Origin of the sequence: Rhizobium changzhiense, from assembly GCF_013087625.1 — a bacterium.
GTDB classification, from domain to species: domain Bacteria; phylum Pseudomonadota; class Alphaproteobacteria; order Rhizobiales; family Rhizobiaceae; genus Rhizobium; species Rhizobium sophorae.
In genome coordinates, this window is sequence record NZ_JABFCQ010000002.1 from 621,530 (window position 1) to 636,284 (window position 14,755).

Annotated in this window: 19 protein-coding genes; 8 read left to right on the forward strand and 11 right to left on the reverse strand. The window is 59.7% G+C overall.

Going from position 1 to position 14,755, the window contains the following annotated elements:
- Nucleotides 1-17: 17 nt before the first annotated feature.
- Nucleotides 18-251: a BolA/IbaG family iron-sulfur metabolism protein gene (locus tag G9X68_RS12450; protein ID WP_004676237.1), complete on the forward strand. Its 234-nt coding sequence runs from the start codon at nt 18-20 to the stop codon at nt 249-251.
- 328 nt (nt 252-579) lie between these two features.
- On the opposite strand, the gene G9X68_RS12455 is transcribed toward G9X68_RS12450, so the two are convergent.
- From G9X68_RS12455 to G9X68_RS12500, 10 genes are read right to left on the reverse strand one after another with little or no spacing between them, the layout of a single operon-like run.
- Nucleotides 580-1,617 (reverse strand): Gfo/Idh/MocA family protein, encoded by a 1,038-nt coding sequence (locus tag G9X68_RS12455; protein ID WP_171602602.1) that lies wholly within the window; start codon nt 1,615-1,617, stop codon nt 580-582.
- A 2-nt stretch (nt 1,618-1,619) separates the two neighbouring features.
- Nucleotides 1,620-2,069, reverse strand: a complete 450-nt coding sequence (gene aroQ, locus G9X68_RS12460; protein WP_171602603.1) for a type II 3-dehydroquinate dehydratase — start codon at nt 2,067-2,069, stop codon at nt 1,620-1,622.
- A 32-nt stretch (nt 2,070-2,101) separates the two neighbouring features.
- Entirely contained in the window at nt 2,102-2,470 is a 369-nt protein-coding gene (locus G9X68_RS12465; RefSeq protein WP_171602604.1) for a 5-carboxymethyl-2-hydroxymuconate Delta-isomerase, read from the reverse strand.
- Nucleotides 2,471-2,485: 15 nt separating this feature from the next.
- Nucleotides 2,486-3,346: a shikimate dehydrogenase gene (locus tag G9X68_RS12470; protein WP_171602605.1), complete on the reverse strand. Its 861-nt coding sequence runs from the start codon at nt 3,344-3,346 to the stop codon at nt 2,486-2,488.
- An 18-nt stretch (nt 3,347-3,364) separates the two neighbouring features.
- The gene (locus G9X68_RS12475; protein ID WP_171602606.1) at nt 3,365-4,138 is read right to left on the reverse strand and encodes an amino acid ABC transporter ATP-binding protein; all 774 of its coding nucleotides are present in this window, start codon (nt 4,136-4,138) and stop codon (nt 3,365-3,367) included.
- 5 nt (nt 4,139-4,143) lie between these two features.
- Nucleotides 4,144-4,968, reverse strand: coding sequence for a transporter substrate-binding domain-containing protein (locus G9X68_RS12480; RefSeq protein WP_171602607.1), 825 nt, complete (start codon nt 4,966-4,968; stop codon nt 4,144-4,146).
- A gap of 43 nt (nt 4,969-5,011) precedes the next feature.
- Nucleotides 5,012-5,662: an amino acid ABC transporter permease gene (locus G9X68_RS12485; protein ID WP_171602608.1), complete on the reverse strand. Its 651-nt coding sequence runs from the start codon at nt 5,660-5,662 to the stop codon at nt 5,012-5,014.
- A 9-nt stretch (nt 5,663-5,671) separates the two neighbouring features.
- Nucleotides 5,672-6,340, reverse strand: a complete 669-nt coding sequence (locus G9X68_RS12490) for an amino acid ABC transporter permease (protein WP_171602609.1) — start codon at nt 6,338-6,340, stop codon at nt 5,672-5,674.
- 48 nt (nt 6,341-6,388) lie between these two features.
- Nucleotides 6,389-7,210: a sugar phosphate isomerase/epimerase family protein gene (locus tag G9X68_RS12495; RefSeq protein ID WP_171602610.1), complete on the reverse strand. Its 822-nt coding sequence runs from the start codon at nt 7,208-7,210 to the stop codon at nt 6,389-6,391.
- Complete coding sequence (locus G9X68_RS12500; protein WP_171602611.1) at nt 7,210-7,944, reverse strand: GntR family transcriptional regulator; 735 nt, start codon at nt 7,942-7,944, stop codon at nt 7,210-7,212. The genes G9X68_RS12495 and G9X68_RS12500 overlap by 1 nt, the downstream gene beginning before the upstream one ends.
- A gap of 252 nt (nt 7,945-8,196) precedes the next feature.
- Between G9X68_RS12500 and G9X68_RS12505 the strand changes: the two genes are divergently transcribed.
- From G9X68_RS12505 to G9X68_RS12520, 4 genes are read left to right on the forward strand one after another with little or no spacing between them, the layout of a single operon-like run.
- Entirely contained in the window at nt 8,197-9,090 is an 894-nt protein-coding gene (locus G9X68_RS12505; protein ID WP_171602612.1) for an intradiol ring-cleavage dioxygenase, read from the forward strand.
- Nucleotides 9,091-9,111: 21 nt separating this feature from the next.
- A complete protein-coding gene (locus G9X68_RS12510) occupies nt 9,112-9,729 on the forward strand; it encodes an FAA hydrolase family protein (protein WP_171602613.1) in 618 nt (205 codons plus the stop codon).
- A gap of 7 nt (nt 9,730-9,736) precedes the next feature.
- Nucleotides 9,737-10,501: a 4-hydroxy-2-oxoheptanedioate aldolase gene (hpaI, locus tag G9X68_RS12515; RefSeq protein WP_171602614.1), complete on the forward strand. Its 765-nt coding sequence runs from the start codon at nt 9,737-9,739 to the stop codon at nt 10,499-10,501.
- A 13-nt stretch (nt 10,502-10,514) separates the two neighbouring features.
- A complete protein-coding gene (locus G9X68_RS12520) occupies nt 10,515-11,231 on the forward strand; it encodes a transporter substrate-binding domain-containing protein (protein WP_171602615.1) in 717 nt (238 codons plus the stop codon).
- A gap of 71 nt (nt 11,232-11,302) precedes the next feature.
- Here G9X68_RS12520 and G9X68_RS12525 read toward each other — a convergent pair whose 3' ends face one another.
- Nucleotides 11,303-12,481, reverse strand: coding sequence for an alpha/beta fold hydrolase (locus tag G9X68_RS12525; protein ID WP_171602616.1), 1,179 nt, complete (start codon nt 12,479-12,481; stop codon nt 11,303-11,305).
- Nucleotides 12,482-12,644: 163 nt separating this feature from the next.
- Between G9X68_RS12525 and G9X68_RS12530 the strand changes: the two genes are divergently transcribed.
- The 3 genes from G9X68_RS12530 to G9X68_RS12540 all read left to right on the forward strand — a co-directional run bounded on the left by G9X68_RS12530 (nt 12,645) and on the right by G9X68_RS12540 (nt 14,727).
- Nucleotides 12,645-12,875, forward strand: coding sequence for a hypothetical protein (locus G9X68_RS12530; RefSeq protein ID WP_171602617.1), 231 nt, complete (start codon nt 12,645-12,647; stop codon nt 12,873-12,875).
- A gap of 173 nt (nt 12,876-13,048) precedes the next feature.
- Complete coding sequence (gene grxD, locus G9X68_RS12535; RefSeq protein WP_171602618.1) at nt 13,049-13,384, forward strand: Grx4 family monothiol glutaredoxin; 336 nt, start codon at nt 13,049-13,051, stop codon at nt 13,382-13,384.
- Nucleotides 13,385-13,521: 137 nt separating this feature from the next.
- Entirely contained in the window at nt 13,522-14,727 is a 1,206-nt protein-coding gene (locus G9X68_RS12540; protein ID WP_171602619.1) for a multidrug effflux MFS transporter, read from the forward strand.
- The last annotated feature ends 28 nt before the right edge of the window (nt 14,728-14,755 follow it).

Sequence of the window (14,755 nt, forward strand, 5' to 3'; positions counted from 1 at the left end):
CGCAAGGAGTAACGATCATGGCCATGAAACCCGGCGATATCGAAGACATGATCAAGGCTGGGATTCCCGGTGCCAAGGTGACGATCCGCGATCTGGCGGGCGACGGCGATCACTACGCCGCCGAAGTCGTCGCCGAAGCCTTCCGCGGCAAGAGCCGCGTGCAACAGCACCAGATGGTCTACGAGGCGCTGAAGGGCAATATGGGCGGCGTACTGCATGCTCTGGCCCTGCAGACCTCCGCGCCGGATTGACATGCCAACTTCGGCCGGTTGAAGCTTTGAAATGAAACAGACCCGGGTGGAAGGATTCCTTCCTGCCGGGTCTTTGGTTCTCTGCAAAGCGGTTCCAGATGACAAAGGCGTCCGGACTCGTTGTGCGCCGTACTTCAACCTCCCCGTTCCTGTACCTGTCACAGCGCGCGCGTGTCCTTATGCTCAAGGGTGTCCTCGCGGCGTCGCGCCCGTCCATAAGGATGACGGACCTGTGGCCGTGTTCCAGAGAGGTCCAGCATCACCTCACGCGAGATGGCGTAAGATCGTTCGCGCGAGTTGCGACCGCCTTAAGCTGGCGCGCAACCATTTAGATCAGGCTGATACGCTGACCCGCTGCGGCGGATCGCTTCACGGCGTCGATAACCTTCAAGGTTTCCAGTCCCTCACGTCCGCTGACCAGCGGTGCATCCTCGCCTCTGATGACCCTGCAAAGCTGGCGTATCTGCAGGACGAGCGGATCCTCGTTCTCAATTTTGGCGCGATTACATTCGAACGGTTCCATCCAGCCCCTGTTGCCGGGATTGCTCCACATGTTGAGTGACGGCACCGACAGCGACCCGTGGGTGCCGCCGATCATGTAGCAGGCCTCCTCAGTTTTAGGATAAGCGGGGTTTTCGCCGGTCGTCATCTCCCAACTCCAGGGCGCGACAACGGAATCCGAAACGGAAGCAGAGCCGAGAATTCCGTTCTTGAACTCGATGAGGATCACCGCGGTCTCCTCAACGGCGTTTCCGCGAACTGCGTTGGATTCGCGTGCCTGGACCGCAGTGACCTCCCCGAATAAGTAGCGAAGGTTGTCGATGTCGTGGATCAGATTGAGAAAGATTGGCCCCGCTCCGCGTTCGCGCCGCCAGGCAATATCGAAGTATTCGTCCGGCTTGAATAGCCAGAACATCGCATTCACGACCAGTATCCGCCCGAGCTTTCCGCTTTCGATGATCTGTTTAGCTTTTTGCATCATCGGATTATGTCGGCGATGATGTCCGGTCAGCAACGGGATTCCTTTGGCCGCCGCCGCCGCGATGAGCTCTTCGCCGGCGCTAATATCGTCGGCGATAGGCTTCTCGATCAATGCCGGGATGCCGGCCTCTACGGCCTCAAAACCGTTTCTGACATGGATCTGGTTGGGCGTCGCGATGATGACGCCGTCAGGGCGAGCTGCGGCGACCATTTCAGCGAAGCTCGAAAACCATTTGGCGCCGACCTCGCTTGCGATCGCCTTTCCAACCGGGCTCGGGTCGACGATCGCGACAAGCTCCGCCATCGGTTCGTCCAGCACGTGTTTGATGTGACGCCTTCCGATAAGCCCCGCGCCGAGGACCGCCAGTTTGACTGGGGGAGCCATTGTCAGTCCTTCTTCGGCGCCTTGAGCAACGTCGCGATGCGGCGGATTCCGAGCTGATAGCCTTCCGTACCAAGACCGGCGATGACGCCGTCGGCGCGGTGGGAAACGAAGGAATGATGACGGAAGCTTTCGCGCTTATGCACGTTGGAGATATGGATCTCGATGATGGGACCCTCGAACGTGTTCAGGGCGTCGAGGATGGCAAGCGACGTGTGCGTGAATGCAGCCGGATTGATGACGATGCCGACTCCGTCTTCGCGCGCTTCGTGGATCCAATCGATGATTTCATATTCACGGTTGCTCTGGAGGAAACGGATCTCGTGGCCGAGTTCCGAGGCCAGTTTCCGGCAGTCTGCCTCGACGTCGGCCAGCGTCTCGTGACCATAGATGTGAGGCTGACGCTTGCCGAGCAAATTCAGGTTTGGGCCGTTGAGAACGTAGATCAGGCTCATTGCAATTGTCCTTGTGAGGGGCGTTGCCAAGCTCAGGCAAACGCTATTTCCTGGAATGCGAAATCCGGATCGGATTCGTAAAGATCGGCCCGCAGCCCCAGCCGGCCCGCTTGCAGCGCGGGGGCCGCAACATCGCGCGCCGCTTCGAGGACAGCCTTCAACAACTCCCGTTTCGTTTCTGCCGGCCGGCCAGGCGCCACGCGGACGACTATCTGGATGAAGTGATTGTCCGGGTGCTCGTCCCCGACGCAGGAGAAGGTCGCCTCCCTGGCGAAGGTCCGCACGGCAGTGGGCTTGACCAGGCCTCCGTCGCGCACCCGATGGTGGATCGCTCTGGTCAATTCATCGATCGCCACCCGTTCGGCAGCACCCTGGCTATAGTCGATAATGATGTGCGGCAAGGCATGTTCTCCCGGTCAGGCTGGAGCTCGGCACAATTCTTCGAAGTGACGCGACATGCGTTCCGCATCCGGTTTTACACCCGTGAACAGTTCAAAGGCCGCCGCGGCCTGGAACACGGTCATGCCGCCGCCCGGCAAGGTCCTGCACCCCTTCTTCTCTGCCAGGGCCAGAAGTTCGGTCACGAGCGGCATGTAGACGATATCGGCGACCCAGTGACGTGGATGAAGCCATTCCGGTTCGATCGGGAGACCCGGATGACTTCGCATGCCCGTCGGCGTAGCGTGAATCAGCCCGTCGGCCGAAGCGAGCGCCGCACCGACTTCCCTGACCGGCTGCGCGCAGGTTCTTGAAAAGCGTCGGTTGAGCTGATCGGCAAGCGCGGCGGCGCGATTTGTGTCCTGGTCGAAGATCGAGAGCATCGCGATACCGAGCTTGATTGCTGCGTGCGCTACGGCGACCCCTGCGCCGCCTGCGCCGAGCAGGACGGCATGAGTTTTGGCGACACCGGGCATACCGCGCTCGAAATTCTTGTAGAAGCCATACCAGTCCGTATTGTGCCCGATCCGCTCTCCATCCCGAAGCACGACTGTGTTGACTGCTCCGAGCATCTCGGCGTCCTCGGACAGGCTGCTAAGATGGGCGATGACCGTCTGCTTGCACGGGTGCGTGATGTTGCTTCCTGCGAAGCCGCGGTCTTCGAGTTCTACGAGCAATTCAGGCAGCGCAGAAGCGGGTAAACTGCGCTCGGCGAAATCGACGAGCTCGTAATGGTAATCCAGCTCCAAGTGCCGCGCCTCGGTTTCGTGCAGTGCGGGCGACTTCGACATCTGGATGTCGGCCCCGATGAGACCGACGAGGAATTTGTTGTTGTTCATTTCGATAGCCCCATCAGCTCAGTGATGTGCGAGGATCTCGCCAAGGAAAGCCTTGGTGCGCTCATGCTTCGGAGACTTGAAGAAGACCTCGGGCTCGGCCTCCTCTATGATCTCGCCGGAAGCCATAAAGATGACCCTGTCTGCAACCTGACGGGCGAAGCCCATTTCATGGGTGACGCAGATCATGGTCATGCCGTCGCGTGCGAGACCGATCATCGTGTCCAGCACTTCCTTCACCATTTCCGGATCGAGCGCCGATGTCGGTTCGTCGAACAACATCGCCTTGGGTTCCATGCAGAGCGCCCGGGCAATGGCGACACGCTGTTGCTGCCCTCCGCTGAGCTGAGCGGGATACTTCTCCGCCTGATCAAGGATTCGAACCCGTTCGAGGTACTTTCTCGCCAGCCTCTCGGCGTCGGCCCGGCTGGTTCCGCGGACCCTCATAGGCGCAAGCGCGCAGTTCTGCAGGACGGTCATGTGCGGGAACAAATTGAAGTTCTGGAACACCATCCCGACTTCACGCCGAATGGCATCAACCGCCTTGCTTGTGCCGTCGAGCAACTGTCCCTCGACGACAATCCTGCCTTCCTGGATCAGCTCGAGAGCGTTGATGCAGCGGATCAACGTCGACTTGCCGGAACCCGAAGGTCCGCAAAGTACGATCTTCTCGCCTTTGCGAACCGACAGGCTGATGTTTTTCAGCGCATGGAAGGAGCCGTACCATTTCTCCACTTTATCAAGAGATATCAATGTCGACTGATCATTAGCGGAACTGAGCACGGCGCCCTCCATATGCTTTACTTGACGGTGAACGGGATGTTGGGGATGGATTCCGGGAACGTCGGCAGATCGATGTTCATCCACTTCTTGGTGATGGCTGCAAGTTCGCCATTAGCCTTGATCTTGTCGAGGAAGGCATTGACGGCCTCGTTCCAGTCCTTCTCGCCCAGCCGCGTCCCAACGCCGTTGTAAGTCGTCAGGAAGTCGATCTTGCGCTCGTAGGTGCCGGCGCTGGCGGCATCGAGCCGCTGTCCGTAGAACATGTTGCCCCCGACGGCCTTGACCTGTCCGGAAACCAGCGCCTGAATGGTTGCGGCGTCGTCGTCGAAGCGGCGGATGGTGGCCGTCGACCCCATCGCGTCGGTAATGGCCTTGTCCTGCGAGCTGGACTTCGGCACGCCGATTTCCCAGCCGGCAACATCGGCAGGCGTTTTAGCGGTATCGGCCTTTGCCGCATAAAGTGAGATCGTGTTCGCCGCGTATGGCTTGCTGTACTGGATTGATTTGGCGCGCTCTTCCGTCATGGCCATGGTGGCGAACAGGATGTCGACCTTGCCGGTGGTCAGGGCCGGAATGCGGTTGGCGACGGCAAGCGGTTGGAACTGGACCTTAACTCCGAGCTCCTTGGCGAAGAGTGCCGCGACATCGGCGTCGAACCCGTCCTGCTTGCCGCTCGTGTTGACGAAGCCCCATGGCGCGTTGTCGCCCTGAATGCCGACGACGATCGTGCCCTTGGCCTTGATCTCCTCGACGGTCGCTGCGGAAGCTGCAGCCGCGCCGACCGTGGCGAAGGCGGCCGTAGCCAGGGCCATTCCAAGAAATTGTCTGCGATTGCTATACATTCCATTCTCCTCCTCTGTGGTCTTTGCTTCGGGCGAAGCAAGGTTATCGGACAGCTTTCGCCATCCGTTTTTCGAGGCCGCTCCCGATGTGGGAGAGAGGCCAACAAATGATGAAGTAGATTATTCCGACGATCCCAAAGACGAGCAGCGGGCGGTAGGTCTGGTTCGAAATGATCTGTCCGGCACGGGTCAGCTCTATGAAGCCGACGATTGCGGCGAGCGATGTTCCCTTGATCAGCTGGACGAGAAATCCGATGGTTGCAGGCATGGAAATCTTCAGCGCCTGCGGCAGGATAACGTCCCTCATTCGGGAGATGTAATGCAGCCCGAGTGCGTTCGCGGCTTCGGTCTGGCCCTTCGGAACGGCTTCGATCGAGCCGCGCCAGATCTCGCCCAGGAAGGCGCTCGCATGGAGGGTGAACGCGATTGCCACAGCGATCCATGCATTGACGTCGACGCCCAATAGCGCGACGCCGTAGTAGACGACGAAGAGCTGCATCAGGAGCGGCGTGCCCTGGAAGAGCGCGATGTAGCCCGACGATACGAAACGTGCGAAGCGGTTCTTCGACGTGCGCACCAGAGCGATCAGGATTCCAAATACACCTCCGCCGAGGAAGCCGATGATGGCCAGCAGCACAGTCCACTTCAGACCCTGCAAGAGGAAGAACAGCTCGTTTTCGCCGATGGGACCCATGAACGCCTCCTATCGTGTCGGGTAGTTGAAGTAGTAACGGGAGATAAGGGCGAAGATGCCCATCATCAGGCTCGAGATGACGAGGTAGATTGCGGTCACGCTGAAATAGACCTCGAAGCTTCGGAAAGTGTCGGATTCGATCCGTTGGGCCGCCGAGGTCAACTCGTAGGCGGCGATCGAAGTGCAGACCGAAGTCGTCAAGGTCAGCATCACGAACTGGCTGGTCAGGGACGGATAGATCGCCCGCAGGGCCGGCTTCAGAACGATCAGCCGGAACACATCGGCCTTATGCAAGCCCAACGCAAAGCCTGCCTCAACCTGTCCCTTGCTCACGCTTTCCACGCCGCCTCGAATGATCTCAATCGCATAGGCGCCGCCATTGATCCCCAGCGCGATGATAGCGGTAGCGGTGGGGTTCAGTCGGATGCCCATGAGCGGAAGTGCGAAGTAGATGAAGAATATCTGCACCAGGAACGGTGTGTTTCGAACAATCTCGACGAAGGTAATCACTGGAGCTCGAACGAGTTTGTTCTTGGATGTTCTTGCAGCGACGCCGAGAATACCGATCGCGAGCGCAAGGATCATTCCGGCAACCGCAAGACCGAGCGTCCCAAGCGAACCCCAAAACAATTCCGGGGCGCGGTCGAAGACCGCACCAAAATCGAACGTATAACCCATATGTTGACTTCCTCCCTCCGACGCGGCTCACGCCGCGCCGGCGCCGGATCAGCGATCCGGCCCGAATAATCCTTCGGCCTTGTCGTACAGTTGTTTCAAATGCGTCTCAGGCGGGGCAGACCCCGCGAGTGGGACTTCCACCGAGATCGCCGCGGAGCTAGCGACCGCTGCGACGAGTTCCTTCAACGGCAATTCGCCCTCCCCCGGTGCGAACCGCCCGCCTCTAGCTTCAGCAATCATCTCCTCTGGTGTCACCGGCGCCGGTCCAGCGACATCGCACAACTGAACGTGCTTTACCCAGCCGATCTCGGTTCGGAGCGAGGCGAGCGTGCCGCCATTCCTGAAGAAATGTACTCCGTCGACAAGGACGCCGGCATTGCGGGCACCACTCGCCTTCACAAGGCCGACGCTGTCCTGGAAGGTTTTAATCACCCGCCAACCCATGTTCTCGATGTCGACGGCCAACCCGTAGCGGTCCGCAAGGCCGCAGAGATCCGAGAAGTTCGATGCCAATCTGGCTTGGTCAGGATCATCTCCGCAGACACTGAGCCGGCGTGCTCCAATGTTCGCAGCCGCGGCGACTGTGGCCTCCACCGAAGACGCGTCGAAGGACGGGTCGATTACGAAGAACTCGATATCGAAAACCTCGACGCCTTCACCCGTAAGTACGGATTTCAGCTCGCCTGCAGCTGAACTACCGACAGGCAATTCGTAGTAAGGCGCACCAGGGAACGCCGGATTCAGTCTGAGCCCGATCCTGGAAAATCCCGCGCGCGCTGCGGCCTTCGCAAATTCCACGGGAGACAGCAATATCGATGAGAAGTGCGCGACGCCAATCAGGGGCGCCGATTTCGATGTTGCGGCGGCCATCACGCGATTCCCTTCGTCGCGAGATGGTTGCGAAGATTGGTGCCGGTGCGATGAATGTGCTGAAGGAGCTTTTCGCAGGCATAGTCGACATCACGCGCGACCGCTCCCTGGGCAATCTCGCTGTGCTCCTGCCCTACATTGCGGTCCCCCGACGTACGGATCAGGAAGACGCGGCGATATCGGTCGTTGAGATTCAGCAGAAGACTGCAGAAGTGAAGTAGCAGAGGTTTGCCACACCCCGAGATCAAGGTGAGGTGGAATTCGCGGTGAAGCGCTTCCCAGTGCTCCAGCGTTTCGGGACGCGCGGCGTCGCGCTCCGTGCGGTTTAGACGATGAAGCGCACGCATAATGTTGCCCTCCCATTCGACGTCGCCAAGACGCATGGATTCACGCAGCGCGAAAACCTCGAGCTCCTCGCGCAGGCTCGTGACCTCTTCGAGATTAGCCAGCGAGATCGGCGCGACGCGATAGCCTCTGTTGTCCTGAAACTCGACCAGGCCGTCTGAAATGAGCCGGGCTAAGCCCTCCCGCAACGGGCTCAGACTGACATTGAAAGTCTTCCGCGCCTTGTCGAGATTGATCTTGCTGCCGGCTTCCAGCTCACCGGAGATGATCGCCTCCCGAAGGCGCGATGCGAGCTGGCTGCCGATGGTGTTCTTGCCATCGTCGAGGAAGCCGGCTGGCGGCACATCTTCTGTCAACGGCCCAAGAGAGCTGTCGTCGGCCGAGTCCATCTTTCCTCCAAGCAATTCAACCAAGTTTCGATGATCGATATAATAAACGATTATTTATGTCAACTTGATAGGGTCAAAAAGCACTGAATGCCTACGTCTTTGCCTGTGTAAATTCACGTTAATCAAGTTATTACAGGTATTTATTTGCCATCAAGCGCGATTCCGTCTCCGCCACGAGCGTTGAAAATTCAATGAGCGACTTGACTGATAATCGATTATTCTGATAGTCGAGCCTCATTGGGAGGTAGCCTTATGGCAATCAGGACCGAAAGCGAGTTGACGCCTACCGTCCTCGCCGTGATGAACCGCACCGAAGATCCACGGTTGCGAGATATACTCGTTGCGATGGTGAAGCATCTCCACGCATTCGTGCGGGAAGTCAGGCTGTCGGAAGTCGAGTTTCGCGAAGCGACCGCCATCCTCAACGAAATTGGCCAGTTGAAGACCGACAGCCACAACGAATTCGTGCTCATGGCAGGATCGCTTGGCGTCTCGTCGCTTGTATGCCTGCTCAACAACGGCGACAACGGGCAGACAGAGACTTCACAGTCGCTACTCGGGCCGTTCTGGCGGCTCAACTCTCCGCGGGTCGAAAACGGCGGAACCATCATCCGGTCGGAAACTCCGGGAACACCCTTGTTTGTCCACGCGAAGGTGGTTGATCGGGGAGGTAAGCCCATCCCAGGCGCCGAGATAGACGTATGGCACGCCTCTCCTGTCGGCCTTTACGAGAACCAGGATCCTGATCAGGCGGAAATGAACCTGCGCGGCAAGTTCACTACGGACGACGAGGGTCGGTTCTGGTTTAGAACGGTCAAGATGGTCGGCTATCCCATCCCTGTCGACGGAGTCGTAGGTCGGCTTCTCCAAGCGCAAGGCCGCCACCCCTACCGACCTGCTCATCTGCACGCGCTGATCTTCAAAGAGGGATACAAAACCCTCATTTCCCAGGTCTTCGACCCGAGCGATCCGAATATCGAGTCCGACGTGCAGTTCGGCGTCACCGCGGCTTTGACAGGCGACTTTGTCCGTCATGACGAGCCGCACCCATCCGACACGGACGTCAGTGGCCCGTGGTTCTCGCTCGACTACACCTACGTCATGGAGCCGGGCGAGGCCATTCTGCCGCGTCCCCCGATCAAGTAACGAAACCAGCAGAGCCACATCATGATTACGGAAAAAGAACGCCAGGCGGCAGCCGACGCACTGCTGAAGGCAGAAACCGAACGCAAGCCCATCGTCCAGCCGAGCAGGACATATCCGAATTTGGAACTTGAAGACGCTTACAAGATCCAAGCACTCTGGGCGCAGGCGCGGATCGCAAAGGGCGCGCGGATCGCGGGTCATAAGATCGGACTGACATCGCGGGCGATGCAGATGGCCTCGAAAATGACCGAGCCCGACTACGGCGTCATTCTCGACGACGCCCTTTTTAACGACGGAGCGCAGATCAAGGCGGAGCTCTTTATCAAGCCTCGCCTCGAAGTCGAGCTCGCCTTCGTGATGGGTGAGGATCTCGAGGGACCGGGCACTCGGATCTATGATGTCATGCGCGCGACGGAGTTTGTCGTCCCTGCGCAATCGGGTGTCTCAGCCGCTATCATGGGGCATCCGGCCGCGGGTATCGCCTGGCTCGTGAACAAGCTCCATGCCGTCGGAGGCGGCTTGAAGAAGGGCCAGATTGTGCTTGCCGGCTCGTTCACCCGCCCCGTGGACATCGTCAAGGGCGATGTCATCCAAGCCGACTACGGTCCGGTCGGCTCCATCGGCGTCTCGTTCGTGTGAGGCGCCGATGGAACTTCCCGTCAATCACTTCAAACGGAAACTGAGAGCCGGTAAAAGCCAGATCGGTCTCTGGTGCGGCCTTCCCGGAAGCTACGCGGCAGAAATCGTCGCGCCGTCGGGCTTCGACTGGCTGCTGTTCGATACCGAGCACTCTCCAAGCGACGTCCTTACCGTCCTACCGCAATTGCAGGCGGTCGCGCCTTACGACGTTTCCCCAGTCGTACGCCCGGCATTCAACGATCCCGTGCTGATCAAACGCTTTTTGGACATCGGCGTCCAGACGCTCCTCGTTCCCTATGTGCAGAACGAAGAGGAAGCGAAGGCAGCGGTCGCCGCCATACGGTATCCGCCGCACGGCGTTCGCGGGGTCTCCGCCTTGACGCGCGCCACCCGCTTCGGGCGCGTGCCGAACTACGCGCGGATTGCCGAACAGGAGATCTGCCTGCTTCTGCAGATCGAGACCCGAGAGGCACTCGGTCGGCTAGAGGCCATCGCAGCGACCGAAGGCGTCGACGGCGTCTTCATCGGTCCCGCCGATCTGGCGGCCAGCTTCGGTCATCCCGGCCAACCGGGGCATCCCGAGGTGGTCGCGGCGATCGAAGACGCGATCGGACGCCTGAAAATTCTTGGAAAACCGGTAGGCATCCTCACGCCGGACGAGACGTTTGCAGCCCGCTGCATTTCGCTCGGGACGTCGTTCACCGCCGTTGGCGTAGACGTCGCCCTTCTTGCGAGAGGATCCGAGGCGCTAGCGGCCCGGTTTGCATCTTAGGGAGTTCGCGCCGATGTCGACGCGGAAAAAAGTTCTGTCCGAGATAGCGCCCGCGGGCGTAATCAGGGCCGCCGTCAACATGTCGAATGCAGCCTTGGTCCGCTGGGACGATCAGGCGGCCGCATTGATCGGTCCAAGCGCTCTGATGGGACACAAGATTGCCGAGCAACTGGATTGCGGACTGTCGCTGATCCAGTACGGCTCGGCCGCCGACATCCTCGCCGCTGCGGATCGCGGCGAGTGGGACATTGCTTTCATTGCCTCGGATGCATCCAGAGCCGACCGGTTCTCCTTTTCACCCCCCTATATGTCCGTCAAAGCGACCTATATGGTGGCTGAGGCTTCGGCGTTCCGGACGGTCGGAGACCTCGACATTGAAAGCGTGCAAATCGCCTCCGCAAGGAGTGCCGCCTATACGAAGCAGCTCGAACGTATCCTTGAAAAGGCCACTGTCTCGCATACTGACAGCCCGGCAGCTGCCATCGATCTCCTTGTCGGGTCGCAATGCGACGCGGCTGCGGGTTTGACCGAATTCCTCGTTCAGACTTCGGAGCGGATTTCCGGCTTCCGACTAGTGGAGGGAGCATTCTCCGAAATTCCCCAGACGATCGCCGTGCACCGAAGATCCGTTCATGCCTCGGCCTTCTTTGCGGATTTCATACGCCGTCTGAACGAAACTGCTGCGGGAGACGTTGACTTGGCCGGCGACGGTGAAGAGAAGCTCCCATGATGGCGGCGTGCGGAAATGGGTCGAGCTTGATCCCGCGCTCGCCGAGCAGCAAAAACTCTGCAACCCAGCCCTCAAGCCGGCAGCTTGTTCTGCTCCGGAGAGGCAAAGACCGACGCCGGCATCGGCCCCGAGGTCATCAGTGTGAAATCGAACGGCGCCTTCAGATCAGGCCCTAGCACATATTGCCGATGAACGCGCAGCTGGTCTTTGCGAATCTTGCGGTAATGTTCGCGCGTCAGCATCTGCTTGACACGAATGAACAGGATCTTCGCCGGAGGCGAATCCTCATGCCCTGAGACCGCCACAACCGGCACCTTGTAGAAATTGATCGAATCCGTCAGGCACTGCACGTCGAGCCAGGAAATCTCGGGACAGCGGGCGATCAGACCGACGCGGGCGCGCAGCAGGCTCGCCGATGACAGCAGCGCGCATTGCAGGATGGCGCTGCCGAGCGTGGCGAATACCACTCGCTTGCCCGCGAAGATCTCCGGCTCCCTTTCGAGCAACATGCCAATGACATGGGCGGCCACACTCGATCCCATGCTGTGCGACGAGATCACATACTCGTCCGCTTCTTCGGTGAACACCTCACGCACGACGGTCGCCCGGTCTTCCAGCCAGTTATTGAAATCGGCCCGGTCCATCCGGCCGAGCGCCACCGCCATTCCCCAGTCGGCAAAGAGATGCAGCGTGTGGAAGCGTTCGGAAAACGGCAGAAAAGCGAAGATAAAGAAGCAGAGCGCCAGCGGTCCGCTCCAGAGCGTGTGCCAGGCGGAAAAGCCGAGACTATAGGGCGTAAGGGCGATTACCGCGGTCAACACGATTGCCAGCGCCGTCAGCAGAAAGGGGAAGAGGAAGAACAGCCCGAAACGCCAGGCATGGCGGAAATATCCCCGCATGCCGCCTTCGATCATGATCTGGGCGCAGCTGCGAAAGCCCGCAAGAATCTGACTGATCGTATTGCCGCTGCGCAACCGGCGCACGAGCAGATCATGATCGACCATATAGATCCGGCTCTTCGTCTGCCAGGCGGAGGATATGGTCTCTGACCCGGACGCCGCTTCGCCGGCTGTCGTGACCGTGAAGTTCAACGGGTTGCTTTCCGACACCGGCGCCCCCATCTCGAGCGAATAGCCCCAGACGGCCGCACTCTGTTTTGCCGAACGCTCGTAGCGCGCCCGGTGGGCGGTACCGTCGAGCGGCTCGAAGCCGGGAAAGTGCAGGACGACCCGCTTCTCGATCAATTTCATTCCGTTCTTCCGGCCGGGCAATGGCCGGCTTGTTGCTGCGATCCGGCTGCTGGTCGCTTATATCGGCGAAAAAGCAGCTACGGTCTCGAAGCGGTCTTGCTAACCGAACTCTTCCGGAATTCAATAGCGGCCATGTCGTTTCCAACACGAACGGAGGGGTTTTGTGGCCGACCTGGTGAAAGAATTGATATCGGGCGTCGTCGACACCGTGCTGAAGGAAATCCTGAAGAAAACCACCGGCCGCGCTACGACGAAGCGCAGGAGGCGTAAGACACGCCCCGTCGCGACGACGACGGCAACGCGCAAGACGACCTCGGCCAAGGCCAAGCCCGCCCGCAAACAGGTCAGCAAGCGCCGCACCGCCGCCGGCCGCAGCCGCCAGCGTCGCAGCTGAGGCGAGCGGCAAAAACTCCGGCCGTAACGCGACGGCAACAATCCTCAGCGAGGCCCAGCCCGAATTGGTCTTTTTTTGGTTCGGGCGGCTGGAATTCCTGCCGTCGCATGCTATCTAAAGGCAACGATTGAAACGGTGGGCCTTTAACCCGCCTGTTGAAAGGATTAGGTCCCATGAGCGGCATTCACGAATTCATCGACAACGAAATCAAGAGCAACGACGTCGTCCTCTTCATGAAGGGCACGCCGCAGTTTCCGCAGTGCGGTTTCTCCGGCCAGGTCGTGCAGATTCTCGATTACATCGGCGTCGACTACAAGGGCGTCAACGTGCTCGCCGATTCGGAAATCCGCCAGGGCATCAAGGAATATTCCAACTGGCCGACGATCCCGCAGCTCTACGTAAAGGGCGAGTTCGTCGGCGGTTGCGACATCGTCCGGGAAATGTTCCAGGCTGGTGAACTGCAGCAGCATCTCCAGGAAAACGGCATCACGGTGCGCGCCGCCTCCTGACCGGTCACCGGACGTCCGCCCGGTTTCCAAATCTGTTTCTTGAGTTCGAGGCGCTGCGGCCAGCAGCGCCTTGACCTGTTTATGGGAATTTCATTGTGACAGATTCTTCACAAGCCGTGTCCGCGGGCCGCCTGCCCATGGGCAAGCGAGAATTCATCGCGCTCGCAGCCTTCCTGATGGCCATTAACTCGCTGGCGATCGACATCATGCTCCCGGCCTTGCAGCAGATCGGCGCGAGCCTCGGCGTCGAGAGCGAGAACCACCGGCAATTCGTCGTCTCCACCTATCTGCTCGGCTTCGGCTGCGCCCAGCTGTTCTACGGTCCGCTCTCCGACCGTTTCGGCCGCCGCACGCCGCTTCTGATCGGCCTCGTCATCTATATCCTGTCCGCCATTAGTATCGTCTTCGTTCCTTCCTTTGCTGGGTTGCTCGCCCTGCGCTTCATCCAGGGTGTCGGCTCCGCCGCAACCCGCGTCATCACCGTCTCCATCGTTCGCGATATCTATGGCGGCCGGCAGATGGCTGAAGTCATGTCGCTGATCATGATGGTCTTCATGATCGTACCGGTTATTGCGCCGGGCACTGGCCAGATCGTCATGTTCTTCGGCAACTGGCACCTGATCTTCCTCTTCATCGCCGCGATGGCGACTGCTATCGCCGTCTGGGCCTATCTCCGTCTGCCGGAAACCTTGCATCCGCAGAACGTCCGCCCCTTCACTGCCCGCTCGATCTTCGGCGCCTTCAAGCTGGTGCTGACCAATCGCGTGGCGCTCTGCTACACCATCGCCAGCACCTTCATCTTCGGCGCGCTCTTCGGCTTCATCAATTCCGCCCAGCAAGTCTATGTCGGCATCTACGATCTCGGCGTCTATTTCCCCTTCGCCTTCGCCGGCGTGGCGATCTTCATGTCGTTGTCCTCCTTCTTCAATTCGCGCTTCGTCGGCAAGCTCGGCATGCGCCGCCTGTCGCACGGTTCGCTCATCGGCTTCATCGCCATCAACACCATCTGGCTGATCGTCCAGATGGCCAGCACGGAGCCGATGCCCTTTGCTCTGTTCATCTCCTTCTTCGGCCTTTCCATGTTCCAGTTCGGCTGGATCGGCTCGAACTTCAATTCGCTCGCCATGGAGCCGCTCGGCCATGTCGCCGGCACCGCCTCCTCCGTCCTCGGCTTCATGAGCACGGTCGGCGGCGCCATCATCGGCGCCGGCATCGGCCAGGCCTTCGACGGCACAGCACTGCCGATGGTCGCCGGCTATTTCGTCGTGTCGATCATCGGGCTCGTCTTCGTGCTGATCGCCGAGAAGGGCCGCCTCTTCCAATCGCAGAACCCAGCCGTCTGAACGGCGGGCCTCGTACGCATCCGGGATT